The sequence below is a fragment of the Streptococcus australis genome, from assembly GCF_040226615.1.
In the GTDB taxonomy this organism is placed as follows: Bacteria; Bacillota; Bacilli; order Lactobacillales; family Streptococcaceae; genus Streptococcus; species Streptococcus australis_E.
The window spans coordinates 57,560-72,316 of the sequence record NZ_JBCOAT010000003.1; the positions used below are offsets into that span (position 1 = coordinate 57,560).

The 14,757-nt window shown below is 43.1% G+C and carries 15 protein-coding genes; 10 read left to right on the forward strand and 5 right to left on the reverse strand.

Features of this window, described 5'->3' with window-relative positions:
• Positions 1-8 precede the first annotated feature (8 nt).
• The gene (locus tag ABT997_RS04080) at positions 9-2,393 is read left to right on the forward strand and encodes a phosphoketolase family protein (protein WP_350018815.1); all 2,385 of its coding nucleotides are present in this window, start codon (positions 9-11) and stop codon (positions 2,391-2,393) included.
• Between the two features lie 108 nt (positions 2,394-2,501).
• Here the strand turns inward: ABT997_RS04080 and ABT997_RS04085 are convergent, their stop codons facing one another.
• From ABT997_RS04085 to ABT997_RS04095, 3 genes are read right to left on the reverse strand one after another with little or no spacing between them, the layout of a single operon-like run.
• Entirely contained in the window at positions 2,502-2,924 is a 423-nt protein-coding gene (locus tag ABT997_RS04085; RefSeq protein ID WP_314369383.1) for a hypothetical protein, read from the reverse strand.
• Complete coding sequence (locus ABT997_RS04090) at positions 2,899-3,801, reverse strand: phosphodiester glycosidase family protein (RefSeq protein WP_314369385.1); 903 nt, start codon at positions 3,799-3,801, stop codon at positions 2,899-2,901. Before ABT997_RS04090 ends, ABT997_RS04085 begins: the two co-directional genes overlap by 26 nt.
• On the reverse strand, positions 3,788-4,840 hold the full coding sequence (locus ABT997_RS04095; protein WP_126404771.1) for a bifunctional glycosyltransferase family 2/GtrA family protein: 1,053 nt from the start codon (positions 4,838-4,840) through the stop codon (positions 3,788-3,790). The genes ABT997_RS04090 and ABT997_RS04095 overlap by 14 nt, the downstream gene beginning before the upstream one ends.
• Positions 4,841-5,118: 278 nt before the next feature.
• Between ABT997_RS04095 and rpsF the strand changes: the two genes are divergently transcribed.
• The 4 genes from rpsF to ABT997_RS04115 all read left to right on the forward strand — a co-directional run bounded on the left by rpsF (position 5,119) and on the right by ABT997_RS04115 (position 7,092).
• On the forward strand, positions 5,119-5,409 hold the full coding sequence (gene rpsF, locus ABT997_RS04100) for a 30S ribosomal protein S6 (protein ID WP_006595679.1): 291 nt from the start codon (positions 5,119-5,121) through the stop codon (positions 5,407-5,409).
• A gap of 26 nt (positions 5,410-5,435) precedes the next feature.
• Complete coding sequence (locus tag ABT997_RS04105) at positions 5,436-5,930, forward strand: single-stranded DNA-binding protein (RefSeq protein ID WP_126404770.1); 495 nt, start codon at positions 5,436-5,438, stop codon at positions 5,928-5,930.
• Between the two features lie 41 nt (positions 5,931-5,971).
• Positions 5,972-6,211: a 30S ribosomal protein S18 gene (gene rpsR / locus ABT997_RS04110; RefSeq protein WP_000068664.1), complete on the forward strand. Its 240-nt coding sequence runs from the start codon at positions 5,972-5,974 to the stop codon at positions 6,209-6,211.
• A gap of 359 nt (positions 6,212-6,570) precedes the next feature.
• Positions 6,571-7,092, forward strand: coding sequence for a GNAT family N-acetyltransferase (locus ABT997_RS04115; RefSeq protein WP_048691145.1), 522 nt, complete (start codon positions 6,571-6,573; stop codon positions 7,090-7,092).
• 34 nt (positions 7,093-7,126) lie between these two features.
• Here the strand turns inward: ABT997_RS04115 and ABT997_RS04120 are convergent, their stop codons facing one another.
• Positions 7,127-7,801, reverse strand: coding sequence for a DUF1129 family protein (locus ABT997_RS04120; RefSeq protein ID WP_154853696.1), 675 nt, complete (start codon positions 7,799-7,801; stop codon positions 7,127-7,129).
• A 28-nt stretch (positions 7,802-7,829) separates the two neighbouring features.
• Positions 7,830-8,774: a magnesium transporter CorA family protein gene (locus ABT997_RS04125; protein WP_314369389.1), complete on the reverse strand. Its 945-nt coding sequence runs from the start codon at positions 8,772-8,774 to the stop codon at positions 7,830-7,832.
• Positions 8,775-8,895: 121 nt separating this feature from the next.
• Between ABT997_RS04125 and uvrA the strand changes: the two genes are divergently transcribed.
• From uvrA to nusB, 5 genes are all read left to right on the forward strand, one after another.
• The gene (gene uvrA / locus ABT997_RS04130) at positions 8,896-11,721 is read left to right on the forward strand and encodes an excinuclease ABC subunit UvrA (RefSeq protein WP_314369391.1); all 2,826 of its coding nucleotides are present in this window, start codon (positions 8,896-8,898) and stop codon (positions 11,719-11,721) included.
• Positions 11,718-12,785: a M24 family metallopeptidase gene (locus tag ABT997_RS04135; protein ID WP_314369393.1), complete on the forward strand. Its 1,068-nt coding sequence runs from the start codon at positions 11,718-11,720 to the stop codon at positions 12,783-12,785. Before uvrA ends, ABT997_RS04135 begins: the two co-directional genes overlap by 4 nt.
• A gap of 430 nt (positions 12,786-13,215) precedes the next feature.
• Positions 13,216-13,776 (forward strand): elongation factor P, encoded by a 561-nt coding sequence (gene efp, locus ABT997_RS04140; RefSeq protein ID WP_006595686.1) that lies wholly within the window; start codon positions 13,216-13,218, stop codon positions 13,774-13,776.
• A 37-nt stretch (positions 13,777-13,813) separates the two neighbouring features.
• The gene (locus tag ABT997_RS04145; RefSeq protein ID WP_006595687.1) at positions 13,814-14,203 is read left to right on the forward strand and encodes an Asp23/Gls24 family envelope stress response protein; all 390 of its coding nucleotides are present in this window, start codon (positions 13,814-13,816) and stop codon (positions 14,201-14,203) included.
• Entirely contained in the window at positions 14,196-14,624 is a 429-nt protein-coding gene (gene nusB / locus ABT997_RS04150; protein ID WP_048716428.1) for a transcription antitermination factor NusB, read from the forward strand. The genes ABT997_RS04145 and nusB overlap by 8 nt, the downstream gene beginning before the upstream one ends.
• The last annotated feature ends 133 nt before the right edge of the window (positions 14,625-14,757 follow it).

Consider the following 14,757-nt stretch of genomic DNA (forward strand, 5'->3'; position numbering starts at 1 on the left):
GAGACAATATGACTGTTGATTTTAACAGCAAAGCATACTTGGATAAAGTGGATGCGTGGTGGCGCGCAGCAAACTATATTTCAGCTGCTCAAATGTACTTAAAAGACAACCCGTTGTTGAAACGTGAAGTGGTTGAAAACGATTTGAAAGCTCACCCAATCGGACATTGGGGAACTGTACCTGGACAAAACTTTATTTACGCACACTTGAACCGTGCAATCAACAAATACGACTTGGATATGTTCTACATTGAAGGACCAGGTCATGGTGGACAAGTTATGGTGTCCAACTCTTACTTAGATGGTTCTTACACAGAATTGAATCCAAATATCCCACAAAATGAAGAAGGATTTAAACACCTATGTAAAATCTTCTCATTCCCAGGAGGGATTGCCTCTCACGCGGCACCTGAAACTCCAGGATCTATCCATGAAGGTGGAGAGCTTGGTTATGCTCTTTCTCACGCAGCTGGAGCTGTTTTGGACAATCCAGATGTGATTGCTGCAACCGTAATCGGTGATGGTGAAGGGGAAACTGGTCCATTGATGGCTGGTTGGTTGGCCAATACCTTCTTGAACCCAGTCAATGATGGTGCTGTTCTTCCAATCTTCTACCTCAACGGTGGAAAGATCCACAATCCAACAATCTTCGAACGCAAAACAGACGAAGAATTGGCCCTCTTCTTTGAAGGTCTTGGATGGAAACCAATTTTTGCAGACGTAACGGCTATTTCTGACGACCATGAAGCAGCTCATGCTTTGTTTGCAGAAAAATTGGACGAAGCGATTGAAGAAATCAAGAAAGTCCAAGCAGAAGCTCGTAAAGGTTCTGCAGAAGAAGCAACTCAACCAGTATACCCTGTCTTGATTGCTCGTATTCCTAAAGGTTGGACTGGACCAAAAGCTTGGGAAGGAACACCAATCGAAGGTGGATTCCGTGCGCACCAAGTGCCAATCCCAGTAGATGCTCACCACATGGAGCATGTAGATGCCCTTCTTTCATGGTTGGAATCTTACCGCCCAGCAGAGTTGTTTGATGAAACTGGTAAACTAGTTCCTGAAATTGCTGAAATCGCACCAAAAGGTGACCGTCGTATGGCTATGAACCCAATCACAAACGCAGGTGTTATCAAACCAATGGACACTGCTGATTGGAAGAAACATGCCTTCAAGATCGAAACACCAGGTGCCATCATGGCGCAAGATATGATCGAGTTTGGTAAGTATGCAGCAGATCTTGTGGATGCGAACCCAGATAACTTCCGTATCTTTGGACCAGATGAAACCAAATCAAACCGTCTTCAAGAAGTCTTCACTCGTACAAGCCGTCAATGGTTAGGACGTACGAAACCAGACTACGATGAAGCTTTGAGCCCTGCTGGACGTGTCATTGACTCTCAATTGTCAGAGCACCAAGCAGAAGGAATGCTCGAAGGATATGTCTTGACAGGTCGTCATGGATTCTTCGCTTCTTACGAATCATTCCTTCGTGTCGTAGACTCTATGATTACTCAACACTTCAAATGGTTGCGTAAATCGAAGACACATACGACATGGCGTAAAAACTACCCAGCCTTGAACCTGATTGCGACTTCAACTGTTTTCCAACAAGACCACAATGGTTATACTCACCAAGATCCAGGTATTTTGACTCACTTGGCTGAGAAAACTCCTGAATACATCCGTGAATACTTGCCAGCAGATACCAATAGCTTGCTTGCAGTGATGGATAAAGCCTTCAAGGCAGAAGACAAGGTAAACTTGATCGTTACTTCAAAACACCCACGTCCTCAATTCTACTCAGCTGATGAAGCAGAAGAATTGGTTCATGAAGGATACAAGGTGATCGATTGGGCATCAACTGTTTCAGCAGATGAAGAGCCAGATCTTGTCATTGCAGCTGCAGGTACAGAGCCAAACTTAGAAGCTCTTGCTGCCATCACAATCTTGCACAAGGCCTTCCCAGAATTGAAGATCCGCTTTGTCAATGTGGTAGATATCTTGAAATTGCGTCACCCATCCGTCGATGCGCGTGGACTTTCAGATGAAGAGTTCGACAAAGTCTTCACAACTGATAAACCAGTAATCTTTGCCTTCCACGGTTACGAAGGTATGATCCGTGACATCTTCTTTAACCGTCACAACCATAACCTTCGTGTACATGGTTACCGTGAAAACGGAGATATCACAACACCATTCGATATGCGTGTGATGTCTGAATTGGATCGCTTCCACTTGGCACAAGATGCAGCCAATGCAGCTCTTGGAGCAGAAGCAGCTGAATTCGCAGCTCAAATGGACGAAACAATTGCCTTCCACAACGCTTACATCCGTGAACATGGTGATGATATTCCAGAAGTACACAACTGGAAATGGGAAAATGTAAATAAATAAGTTTATTCCAAAAGAAATCAGAAGTTATTCTGGTTTCTTTTTTTGATAGATAGTATTGAAAAAATCTAAAAGCTCTTATCCAATTATTTTGGATAAGAGCTTTTAATATTAAATAGTCATTTTTGTCTCTTCCACCCAAACACTGCGGACAAAGAAGAGGCTGATGAGGGCAAGGACTAGGAAGATCCCTGCAACATAATAGTAGGGTTGGTCGAGAGTTGTTGAACGACCAGAGAGGTTCACAATGCCTCGGTAGAGGGCTCCACCAGTTGCCGTGGCAACAGCTGAGTTCCAAAGATTAAGAGTGATTCGAGAAAGGCCTTTTACCACTAGTTGCAGAGTCACTAGCAAGGCACCACCAATTAAAGGTATCATGAAGAGATAGTGCATGAAGGCAGAGGTTTCCCCAAAACTAAAGTGTTCGTAGATGCGACTTCCGACAAAGAAAAATGCTGAGATTAGAGTGTACCAGAGGATGGTCTTTTTCAACCGTTGTTTAATAGGATTAGTAACCGATGTAGACAATGTCACTCACCGCCCTTTCTGAGATAGTACCATTTGTTGTTGGTTTGTTAATAACCTGGCCATTGAAGTAAAGAGTAGAAGATCCACCACCATCCAGGTTGTAGGCTGTTTTAACGCCATACGATTTCATCACTTCCGCTAATTGATAGAGAGAAAGCCCTTCACTCTCTGAAGTCCGGCCGTCCGAGACGACAATGATGTAGTGATTTTCATCGATGATCCCAATGGCAGTTCGTGGGTTAGAAGACATGGATTGTCCCACCTCTGAGTTAGTATCGACTGTAATTTCTCCATCTTCAACCAAGGAAGGTCCGAAGGCAAGGAGATTAACAACCCCGTCTTTGACCAACTGATCCGCAGAGATTTCATCTTCGTAGATAACCTTGAAGGAACCATCTTTATAAATCGCTAAGTCGCCATTGCTATAGTCTTCGCGAACCGTATCGCGGTAGACCACTCCGTTTCGGATGACATAGCCGGTGCTATTAGCTCCGTAGTAGTCTCCATTGACGGCTAGAATAGCATTGTTCTCAGCTGCAGTGACGGAAGTTTTAGCCGTCACATTGGTCCCATAGGTATTTTGAGCAAAAGCAGTTTTTAGATAGTCAGAAGAGCTAACCGTAATATCTGCAATGTAAACTTGAGTGTTTTCAACTGTTTTTTCTGTCAGGCTCACCTGGATATTGTCATCGGAGTAACTGGTATCTGTTGTAGTAGCAGTTGCGGCAGCTTGTTCAGCAGCTTTGGTATCAGTGGTCGTAGCTTTGACTGTTTGGATAGCATCGGATAAGACAAAGGTTTTGAGCATAGAATAGCTGAAGGAGCTTGTTAGCAGGATACCAAAACAAGCAGCATAGGTATACGATTTTTTAAAGAATTTCATGAGTAGGTGCAGTCCTTTCCTTGAAAATGATTTTTTTCTGAATCAACCATGAGACGACGAAAAGCAAGAGTCCAACGATTACCTTGCTGAGGAGCAAATGGAGACCGAAGCTTGTATAGAAGAGTCGAATCAAGAGGGTATCGAGAATAAAGAGTCCAATCGCAAGTCCCAAGTAACCACTTCCGGTTCGAGCCAGGCTGTCTTTGTTCTTAAAGACGAAACGTTTGTTCGTCGAGTAGTTAAAGATAGAGCTAGCCACACGAGCAATCCCGTTGGCAAGGAGGATCCGAAGGCTAATCGGCACAGCCATCATCACGAAAAGGAAGAAGGCGTAGACCAGGTAGTCAACGATAAAGCTACTCAGGGAAGAAAGGGCAAATTTAAACATGTCCTTGTAGATCATGAGACCGTCTCGAACAGGACGGAAGTGGGACCCTTCATTGTCATTGATATAGACTGTTTCGATCGGAACTTCCAAGATGGGGAAGGCCTTGCTAGCTGCAAGAAGCACATTCATTTCGTACTCATACCGTTGACCCTCAATTTCTAACATAAAAGGAATCATGTTCGTTGTAAAGGCTCGAAGGCCAGTCTGCGTATCTGTCACAGCGACCCCTGTTTGTTGCTTGAACAAGAAGCGGGTCAATTTATTTCCAAAAGCAGAACGCAAAGGAACCTTGCCTGAAAAGGCGCGTGCCCCTAGAATCAATTGATTCGGATTATCTTGCGATTGGTTGGCCACGCGGAAGATATCCCAAACCTTATGTTGGCCATCGGCATCGGCAGTGATGACTGTTCCGTATTGCCCTTGCTCTTGAATGTAGGTGTAGGCTGTTTTGAGAGCTCCTCCTTTTCCAAGGTTCACTTCGTGGTGAAGGACTGTAGCTAATCCGTCTAATTTTTCAAAAATAGCCTGGCATTCCTCAGAACTACCATCGTCCACAACGATAATGGAGAAGTCACATTTTTCTCTCAGTTTTTTCACCAGTTTGAGAAGTTTTTGATCGGGTTGATAAGCGGGGATGACTAAATAATTCATAACCGTTCCTCGTTTCTTGTTTGTGATGAAGGTAGTATAACGGCCCATTCTTAAAGCTAACTGATATCAGTTTTCTTTAAGGAAAGGGAGAGATTTCCTTGCTGTATAAAAACTAGAGAAAATAATAGAAGAAAAATAAATCTTCTCAAAAAGAATCAAGAGAAGGTATTTTTACTTGCCTTCTATACCGAAGTCTGGTATAATAGTTACTTGTGAGCAAACCTCACTTACCCCTTGCAAAGACTTGGGGTCATTAGACCAAAAGGAGGAACATATCAATGGCTAAATACGAAATTCTTTATATTATTCGTCCAAACATTGAAGAAGAAGCTAAAAACGCTTTGGTAGCACGCTTTGACTCTATCTTGACTGACAACGGTGCAACTGTTGTTGAATCAAAAGATTGGGAAAAACGTCGTCTTGCATACGAAATCCAAGATTTCCGTGAAGGACTTTACCACATCGTAAACGTTGAAGCGAACGACGATGCAGCTCTTAACGAGTTCGACCGTCTTTCAAAAATCAACGGTGACATTCTTCGTCACATGATCGTAAAAGTTGACGCGTAAGCCCTAACGAATAAAGAAGGTGACTAATGATTAACAATGTTGTACTTGTAGGTCGTATGACTCGAGATGCTGAACTTCGTTATACCCCTCAAAATCAGGCTGTTGCGACATTCTCACTTGCTGTTAACCGTAATTTTAAAAACCAAAATGGTGAACGAGATGCGGACTTTATCAACTGTGTGATTTGGCGTCAACAAGCTGAAAATTTAGCAAATTGGGCTAAAAAGGGTGCCTTAGTTGGGATTACAGGTCGTATCCAGACTCGTAATTATGAGAATCAGCAAGGTCAACGTGTTTATGTCACTGAAGTCGTAGCGGACAGCTTCCAATTGTTGGAAAGCCGCGCGAATCGTGAAGGACAAGCTGGTGGAGGTTATTCTTCAGGTGGAGGATTTGCAGGAAATGCAGCTCCAAGCTTTGGAGGATCTGAACCATCGAACGCAACACCAAACTTTGGACGTGATGACAATCCATTCGGAGCTAATCCAATGGACATCTCGGATGACGATCTACCATTCTAAGAATGGGTTTAACGAATTAAAACTATAAAGGAGAAATAAACATGGCTCAACAACGTCGTGGCGGATTCAAACGCCGTAAAAAAGTTGATTACATCGCAGCAAACAAAATTGAATATGTTGATTACAAAGATACTGAGCTTCTTAGCCGTTTCGTTTCAGAACGTGGGAAAATCCTTCCTCGTCGTGTAACTGGAACTTCAGCGAAGAACCAACGTAAAGTAACAACAGCTATCAAACGCGCTCGCGTAATGGCTTTGATGCCTTTCGTAAACGAAGATTAAAAAAGAGGTCCGGTGGACCTCTTTTTCATGAGCTTGAAAATAAGAGAGCGAATTAAGACCCGGGTGGGTCTTTTTTTCAGGTCCAATGGACCTCTTTTTCACAAGCTTGAAAACAAGAAAGCGAGTAAGACCCTTACGGGTCTTTTTTTCACGAGCTTGGAAATGTGATAGCGAGTTGAGGTCCAATGGACCTCTTTTTCATGAGCTTGAAAACAAGAAAGCGAATTAAGACCCTTTCGGGTCTTTTTTTCACGAGCTTAGAAATGTGATAGCGAGTTGAGGTTCGGGTGGACCTATTTGACCTTTCCCTAGCTCTAATCGTGTTATAATGTGGGAAGAAATGTATCAAGGAGGGAACTATGAAGGAAGGTGTAATCATCAGGAGGATGATAAAGGCAGATATTGAGCAAATCTCTCAAGCCTTTATCCACCAAGGGTGGCCGGGTAGAAAGGATATCTTGACCAGCTATTTTCAGGATCAGGAGAATGGAGAAAGGGATGTATTAGTAGCTGAGTCGGATGGATTTGTGGCAGGTTATATCACTATATTGCCTGATGCCAAGCACGGTCCTTTCGTGGGAGTCTATCCTGAACTAACTGATTTTAATGTTTTTGAGCCATTTAGAAATCGAGGAATTGGGAATCAACTCTTAGAAGAGGCGGAAAAAAGAGTCTGGCTACTTTCAGAGATTGTGACTTTAGGGGTTGGTTTACACTCGGGTTATGGCCCGGCTCAAAGACTGTATGTTAAACGGGGCTATATCCCAGATGGATCTGGGGTTTGGTTTAGGGATCAGCCCTTGAACCCTTACAGTTCTTGTGAAAACAATGATGACTTAGTCCTCTATTTTTCAAAAAGGTTGAACAAGGACATGCAGTAAAACAAAAACGGATGAAGTGTTCATCCGTTTCTTTTTAGCGTCGTTGAGGTGCCGTATTGGCGCTCTTGATATTGTATTTTTTCTTCAAGTAGTAGCGGAGGAGAAGAGCCCCACCACCGAGTAAGAGCATGAACCAGTTTGGTACACGAGGGTTGAGGAATTGTGGGAGCAGAGCAGTGACCATGAGGATCACAACCCAAAGGATCATGGCTAACATTAGGATAGGAAGTGACTTGGTTAAAGCAGGTCGTTTCATTCCACGTTTAGAAACTTCGTAGTATTGGTAGAAGTAGTAATACATCAAATAGAGCACAACCCCACCAGCCAAGCTACCAAGAGTTAAAGTGAGAAGTCCATAAGTGGTTCCCTGAGGTGCAAAAAGGTTCATGAAGGCTGAAATGGCAGCAAAGAGACCAAAGACGAGAAGGAAAGAATCCGTAATCATGAGAAGAGGAGTATCATTTTCTTTTGGATGCTCTTTTTCGTAGCGTTCCTTATCACTAAAAGCATTGGCCCAAACAGTTGGCGCTCCAAAGAGAGTTCGCGCCGTTACTCCTTTTGGTTGGTTTTCAAAGATAGCTGGAAGAATTTCTTCAATCAGGCTAGTAGCCTCTTCTTCTGTTTTGCCGTTTTCAATCAATTGGTGTTTAGCGATGCGAATGAATTCTTGATTTTTTTTACTTAATTGGGTCAAATCAAATTGAGACATAAATACTCCTTAGTGTTATTAGTAGGTGTTAGAACCATTTTTTATGGATGAGGTAGACAACGAGCGATCCGGTCATGGCAAAGGCGATGAAGATAATGAGCCAGAAAGCATTAGCTTCTCCATTGAGGGGTAGGTCATTGTTCTTGAAGTTCATCCCATAGGCCGAGAAAATCATAGTTGGGATGGACATGACGATGGTCACCATGGCCAAGGTCTTCATGATATTATTCTGGTTGTTGGAGATGATCGATGCGAAGGTATCGGTCATAGAGTGGAGGATGTTTCCGTAAATATCCGCCATCTCAATCGCCTGTTGGGTTTCGATCAAGGTATCTTCCAACAGATCCTCGTCTTCCAGGTATTTCTTAATGTTACTAGTGGCACTGGTCAATTTCTTGATCACGCGCTCATTGGTTTTCAGAGAGGCCTTGAAGTAGACAATGGTCTTTTCCAACTCCATCAGTTCAATCAACTCTTCATTACGCGTTGATTTGTGCAATTGACTCTCGATCTGTTCGCTTTTGCGATCCAAGGTACGAAGCGCAGTCAAATAAAGCTCAGCATTGCGATAAAGGATCTGGAAGATGAAGCGCGACCGCATGAAAGTATAGAAATTTCGCAAGCGACGATTGATAAAGGTATCTAGGAGAGGCAACTCTTCCAAGCAAGTAGTGATGATGGCCTCTTCTGTTAGGATGATTCCCAAAGGGATGGTGACATAGTAGGTCTGATTGTTCCGCTCTTCCTTGATTGGAACGTCTACGATGATCAAGGTATACTCATCTTCAATGGTCATACGAGACATTTCTTCCGCATCGAGTGGTGCCCGTAAGTCGGCAATATCAATATTAAAAGCAGAGGCGATTTCCATCGATTCACTTTGTGAAGGATTGACAAGGTTGATCCAGCTACCGGGTTCCAGTGTCTCTATTTCTTTAAATTCAGTTGTGGTTGATAAAAAGACCTGTTTCATGGTGCCTCCCCTTGTTTTTTTACACCTTAACATTATAACAGAAAAAGCACGCTTTTGGATAAAAGAATGCTGAAAAATTTGATATAATGAAGGATAAATAAATTGATGAAAAGTGGAAGAAATGCTCGATAAAATTGTCATTCATGGAGCGCGTGCTCATAATTTAAAAAATATTGATGTTGAAATCCCTCGAGATAAGCTAGTGGTGGTCACTGGTCTATCAGGTTCTGGGAAATCGAGCTTAGCCTTTGACACTCTCTATGCGGAAGGGCAAAGACGTTATGTAGAGAGTCTGTCAGCCTATGCTCGTCAGTTTTTAGGAAATATGGAAAAACCCGATGTGGACTCGATTGATGGCCTAAGTCCAGCCATTTCTATTGACCAAAAAACAACCAGCAAAAATCCGCGGTCAACAGTTGGAACGACAACTGAAATCAACGATTACTTACGTCTTTTATATGCTCGTGTGGGGACTCCATACTGTATCAATGGCCATGGAGCGATTACCGCTTCTTCAGTCGAGCAGATTGTTGACCAAGTTTTGGAACTGCCAGAGCGCCAACGCCTGCAAATCTTAGCGCCCATTGTTCGCAAGAAAAAAGGCCAGCATAAGAATATCATCGAAAAGGTGCAAAAAGACGGCTATGTCCGGGTGCGTGTGGATGGCGAGATCTTTGATGTGACAGAGGTCACAGAATTATCCAAAAGCCAACAGCACACCATCGAGGTTGTCGTAGACCGGATTGTCATCAAAGACGGCATTCGTTCTCGTCTCTTTGATTCGGTAGAAGCTGCCCTTCGAATTGCGGATGGCTACGTGGTCATCGATACCATGGACGATAATGAACTGCTTTTTTCAGAGCACTACGCTTGCCCGGTTTGTGGCTTTACCGTCCCTGAGTTGGAACCTCGTCTCTTTTCATTTAATGCCCCCTTTGGCTCTTGTCCAGATTGTGATGGACTAGGGATCAAGCTAGAGGTGGACTTGGATTTGGTTGTTCCAGATGCTAGTAAGACTCTCCGTGAAGGAGCGCTGGCACCCTGGAATCCAATTTCTTCTAACTACTATCCTCAGATGTTGGAGCAGGCAATGATCCAGTTTGGGATTGATATGGACAAGCCATTTGAAGACTTGTCTCCAGAAGACCGCCACTTGGTTTTTTATGGTTCTGAGGGCAAGGAATTCCATTTCCATTATGAGAATGAATTTGGTGGGGTTCGCGATATTGACATTCCTTTTGAAGGGGTCGTTACCAACATCAATCGCCGCTACCATGAAACGTCTAGTGACTTCACCCGTAATCAGATGTTGTCCTACATGAATGAATTAACTTGTGCTACATGCCATGGTTATCGCTTGAATGACCAGGCCTTGTCTGTCCGAGTAGGAGGAGAGAAGGGACTCCATATCGGGCAAATCTCTGACTTGTCTATTGAGGACCATCTTAAGGTGATAGCTGATCTCAAATTAACCAAGAATGAGGAGACCATTGCTCGTCCGATTCTCAAAGAGGTGAAAGATCGCTTGAGCTTCCTGAACAATGTTGGTTTGAGCTATCTGACCCTATCTCGCTCAGCCGGGACTCTATCTGGGGGAGAGAGTCAGCGGATTCGCTTAGCTACCCAGATTGGCTCCAATCTCTCAGGTGTCCTCTATATCTTGGATGAGCCTTCGATTGGTCTCCATCAAAGGGACAATGACCGCTTGATTGCCAGCCTTAAAAAGATGCGTGATTTAGGCAATACCTTGATCGTCGTCGAACACGATGAAGATACTATGAGGGAGGCGGACTACCTAATCGACGTCGGTCCAGGAGCCGGTGTCTTTGGAGGAGAGATTGTTGCGGCTGGAACGCCTAAGCAGGTAGCCCGCAATAGCAAATCCATCACTGGTCAGTATCTTTCTGGCAAACGGGCCATTCCAGTACCAACGGAACGACGGGTAGGCAACGGACGCTTTATCGAGCTGACAGGGGCCGCTGAAAATAACTTAAAAGAGGTGACAGCACGCTTCCCGCTGGGCAAGTTCATTGCTGTCACGGGCGTTTCTGGCTCAGGGAAGTCAACCTTGGTCAACAGTATTTTGAAAAAAACGCTAGCGCAAAAATTGAATCGCAATTCAGAGAAACCAGGGAAATACAAAACCATTTCAGGTGTCGAGCACATTGATCGACTGATCGATATCGACCAAAGTCCGATTGGCCGCACTCCACGCTCCAATCCAGCTACCTATACAGGTGTATTTGATGACATTCGCGATCTCTTTGCCCAAACCAATGAAGCCAAGATTAGAGGCTACAAAAAAGGCCGCTTTAGTTTCAATGTCAAAGGTGGCCGATGTGAGGCTTGTTCGGGAGATGGTATTATCAAGATTGAGATGCATTTCCTACCGGATGTCTATGTACCGTGTGAAGTCTGCCATGGGCGACGCTACAACAGTGAAACCTTAGAAGTTCACTATAAAGAAAAGAATATCTCCCAGATTTTGGACATGACCGTCAATGATGCGGTGGATTTCTTTAAACATATTCCAAAGATTAATCGCAAATTACAAACCATCAAGGATGTTGGCTTGGGCTATGTGACCCTGGGACAGCCAGCAACGACACTTTCAGGAGGAGAAGCCCAGCGGATGAAGTTGGCTTCTGAGCTTCATAAGCGTTCGACAGGTAAGTCTTTTTATATTTTGGATGAGCCGACAACAGGCCTTCATACCGAAGACATCTCTCGTTTGCTCAAGGTCTTGGAACGCTTTGTAGATGATGGCAATACCGTTTTGGTCATTGAGCACAACTTGGACGTGATTAAGACAGCGGACCATATCATCGACTTAGGACCTGAAGGTGGAGTCGGTGGTGGTACCATTATTGCGACAGGAACACCAGAAGAGGTAGCTAGCAATCCAGCTAGCTTTACAGGACAGTATTTGAAAGGGAAATTACAATGAACCAACGAATTACAAATCTACGAACTAAAATGAAGGCACAGGATCTAAAAGCTGTCCTCATTAACAACTTAAAAAATGTCTACTATTTGACAGGTTTCTGGGGATCAAATGGGACTGTTTTGGTGACAGAAGAGCGCGTGGTCCTCTTTACAGATTCTCGCTATACCATTCATGCCCATGCGACTTGTTTCCCCTTTGTGGAGATTGTTGAAACCCGCAATGAATTAGAAGAAGCATCAAAAATTATCAAAGACGCAGCGATCCAAGAACTTGGCTTTGAGGATGAGATCACAGTTGCCTATCATACCCGTCTGGCGACAGCTTTCTCAGGAGTCTCTCTAAGAGCCTTGTCTGATTTTGTGATGGAGTTTCGTTTGATTAAGGATGAGACAGAAGTGGCAACCATCCGCAAGGCCTGCAGTATTTCAGATCAAGCCTTCCTAGATGTGCTCGAGTTTATCAAGATTGGTCAAACAACAGAGTTAGAAGCTGCGACCTTCCTGGATTTCAGAATGCGGGAATTGGGAGCGTCAGGTGTATCCTTTGATATCATCTCCGCTGCGGGAGAGCGCTCTGCTATGCCCCATGCGACTCCTAGTGATCGCATTATCTCTGTGGGGGATGCCTTGACCTTGGACTTTGGCTGTCTTTACAACCATTACGTGAGTGATATGACACGGACCATTTATGCAGGTCATGTCAGTGATAAGGAAAGAGAGATTTACGAAACAGTCTTGAAAGCCAACCAAGCTCTCATTTCTGAAGCCAAGGCTGGACTAGGTTTCCGTGAGTTTGATAAAATTCCTCGAGACATTATCGAGGCGGCAGGATACGGCCAGTACTTTACTCATGGCATTGGACATGGTATTGGCTTGGACATCCATGAAGAGCCTTATTTCAGTCAAACATCTAAAGAAGTTATCAAGGCGGGAATGGTCTTAACAGATGAGCCAGGGATCTACATTGAAGGTCTATCAGGTGTCCGGATTGAAGATGATCTCTTGATTACAGAAAGTGGCTGTGAAGTCTTGACCCTTGCACCGAAAGAATTGATTGTGATCTAAGGAATTTTGCAGAGAGAGATTTGAGAAATCTGAGCTGTTTTTGACATAAAAAGTAAGTGCCATCTTTTTCATTATAAATTCTTTAAAAGCTTTTAAAATGTGAAAAAGTGTATAAAATATGCTATAATTTAACTAGTGGTAGGCCTTCGAGTACCCATTGGTACGCGGACGCCTACCATTTTTGTAGATAAAAAAAGCACCATGTGAGGGTGCTAGATCTTACCTGCTGAACTCGTAAATTGATAGATACCCTAACGGGTATTTTTTGTGAACTTTTTTAGGAACTTTTGGAAAAAACTATTTGGTAATGAAAAGATAATAATTTGCTAAAAAGCTAGTAAAATCAAGGGTTTTGAAGTTACAAATTGACAAAACGAGATATAAGCTGTAAAATAAAGAGTAATATATTTTTAAAAAGAGGTATGAAAACATGATTGAAGCAAGTAAGTTGAAAGCTGGTATGACCTTTGAAACAGCTGACGGGAAATTGATCCGCGTTTTGGAAGCTAGCCACCACAAACCAGGTAAAGGAAATACTATCATGCGTATGAAATTGCGTGATGTTCGTACTGGTTCAACTTTTGATACAAGCTACCGTCCAGAAGAAAAATTTGAGCAAGCCATTATTGAAACTGTGCCAGCTCAATACTTGTACAAAATGGATGACACAGCTTACTTCATGAATACTGAAACATACGATCAATATGAAATTCCTGTTGTCAATGTTGAGAACGAATTGCTTTACATCCTTGAAAACTCAGAAGTGAAAATCCAATTCTATGGAAGCGAAGTGATTGGGGTGACTGTTCCTACAACTGTTGAATTGACAGTTGCTGAAACGCAACCATCTATTAAAGGTGCTACAGTTACAGGTTCTGGTAAACCAGCTACAATGGAAACTGGACTTGTCGTTAACGTTCCAGACTTCATCGAAGCAGGACAAAAATTGATTATCAATACAGCTGAAGGAACTTACGTTTCTCGTGCCTAATCAGCTCTAAAAATTGGTCTGATAGAAAGGAACTTCTATGGCAACTGAACAATACGGTGAAATCGTCATTGCACCTCGTGTGCTAGAAAAAATTATTGCGATTGCGACTGCAAAAGTGGATGGTGTTCATTCTCTTGAAAATAAGAGTGTATCGGATAGCCTTTCAAAACGTGCTCTTGGACGTGGGGTTTACCTTCGTACACAAGAAGATGGTCAAATCTCTGTTGATATTTACCTCTATCTAGAGTATGGTGTAGCAGTCCCTAAAGTAGCGGTTGCGATCCAAAAAGCAGTAAAAACAGCTGTCTACAATATGGCAGATGTGACCTTGGATGATGTCAATATCCATGTGGTTGGGATCGTGACTGAAAAAGCGGCGAAACCTGATTTGAAAGATTTGTTTAATGAGGATTTCCTCAATGACTGATATTTTATTTGAATCACGTCGTGATCTACGGGAGCGTGCCTTTCAAGCTCTAATGAGTTTAGAGTATGAAGGGGATGTTGTAGAAGCGTGTCGATTTGCTTTTACTCATGACAAAGAGGAAACAGACCAGGAAGTGGAAATTCCAGCTTTTCTACTCAATTTGGTATCTGGTGTTCGTCAATCAAAGGATGAATTGGATCAACAGATTGCCCAACACTTGAAAACTGGATGGACCGTTGAACGTTTGACTCTAGTGGAGAAAAACATTCTTCGTTTGGGTGTGTTCGAAATCACTTCTTTTGATACCCCTCAGCTGGTTGCAGTGAATGAAGCAATTGAATTAGCTAAAACATTTTCAGATGAAAAATCTGCTCGGTTTGTGAATGGTGTCTTAAGCCAATTTGTGACAGAAGCAGAATAAGATAGAAAAGAAACCACCTTCACGGGTGGTTTCTTTTTGAGTATAGAGCTTTGCTTAATCATGATAAGGAAAAAGACTGGTACAAAAGTCCGGCCTTTTAATTGACTTTGGATTGTCTAACAAGACGCAGTGG

Excerpts from the sequence above, each read along its gene's own strand:
- rpsF (WP_006595679.1), top strand. The coding sequence starts at position 5,119 with ATGGCTAAATACGAAATTCTTTATATTATTCGTCCAAACATTGAAGAA.
- uvrA (WP_314369391.1), top strand. The coding sequence starts at position 8,896 with ATGCTCGATAAAATTGTCATTCATGGAGCGCGTGCTCATAATTTAAAA.
- ABT997_RS04125 (WP_314369389.1), bottom strand. The coding sequence starts at position 8,774 with ATGAAACAGGTCTTTTTATCAACCACAACTGAATTTAAAGAAATAGAG.
- ABT997_RS04135 (WP_314369393.1), top strand. The coding sequence starts at position 11,718 with ATGAACCAACGAATTACAAATCTACGAACTAAAATGAAGGCACAGGAT.
- ABT997_RS04090 (WP_314369385.1), bottom strand. The coding sequence starts at position 3,801 with ATGAAATTCTTTAAAAAATCGTATACCTATGCTGCTTGTTTTGGTATC.
- ABT997_RS04080 (WP_350018815.1), top strand. The coding sequence starts at position 9 with ATGACTGTTGATTTTAACAGCAAAGCATACTTGGATAAAGTGGATGCG.
- nusB (WP_048716428.1), top strand. The coding sequence starts at position 14,196 with ATGACTGATATTTTATTTGAATCACGTCGTGATCTACGGGAGCGTGCC.
- ABT997_RS04145 (WP_006595687.1), top strand. The coding sequence starts at position 13,814 with ATGGCAACTGAACAATACGGTGAAATCGTCATTGCACCTCGTGTGCTA.
- ABT997_RS04120 (WP_154853696.1), bottom strand. The coding sequence starts at position 7,801 with ATGTCTCAATTTGATTTGACCCAATTAAGTAAAAAAAATCAAGAATTC.
- ABT997_RS04095 (WP_126404771.1), bottom strand. The coding sequence starts at position 4,840 with ATGAATTATTTAGTCATCCCCGCTTATCAACCCGATCAAAAACTTCTC.
- rpsR (WP_000068664.1), top strand. The coding sequence starts at position 5,972 with ATGGCTCAACAACGTCGTGGCGGATTCAAACGCCGTAAAAAAGTTGAT.
- ABT997_RS04115 (WP_048691145.1), top strand. The coding sequence starts at position 6,571 with ATGAAGGAAGGTGTAATCATCAGGAGGATGATAAAGGCAGATATTGAG.
- ABT997_RS04105 (WP_126404770.1), top strand. The coding sequence starts at position 5,436 with ATGATTAACAATGTTGTACTTGTAGGTCGTATGACTCGAGATGCTGAA.
- efp (WP_006595686.1), top strand. The coding sequence starts at position 13,216 with ATGATTGAAGCAAGTAAGTTGAAAGCTGGTATGACCTTTGAAACAGCT.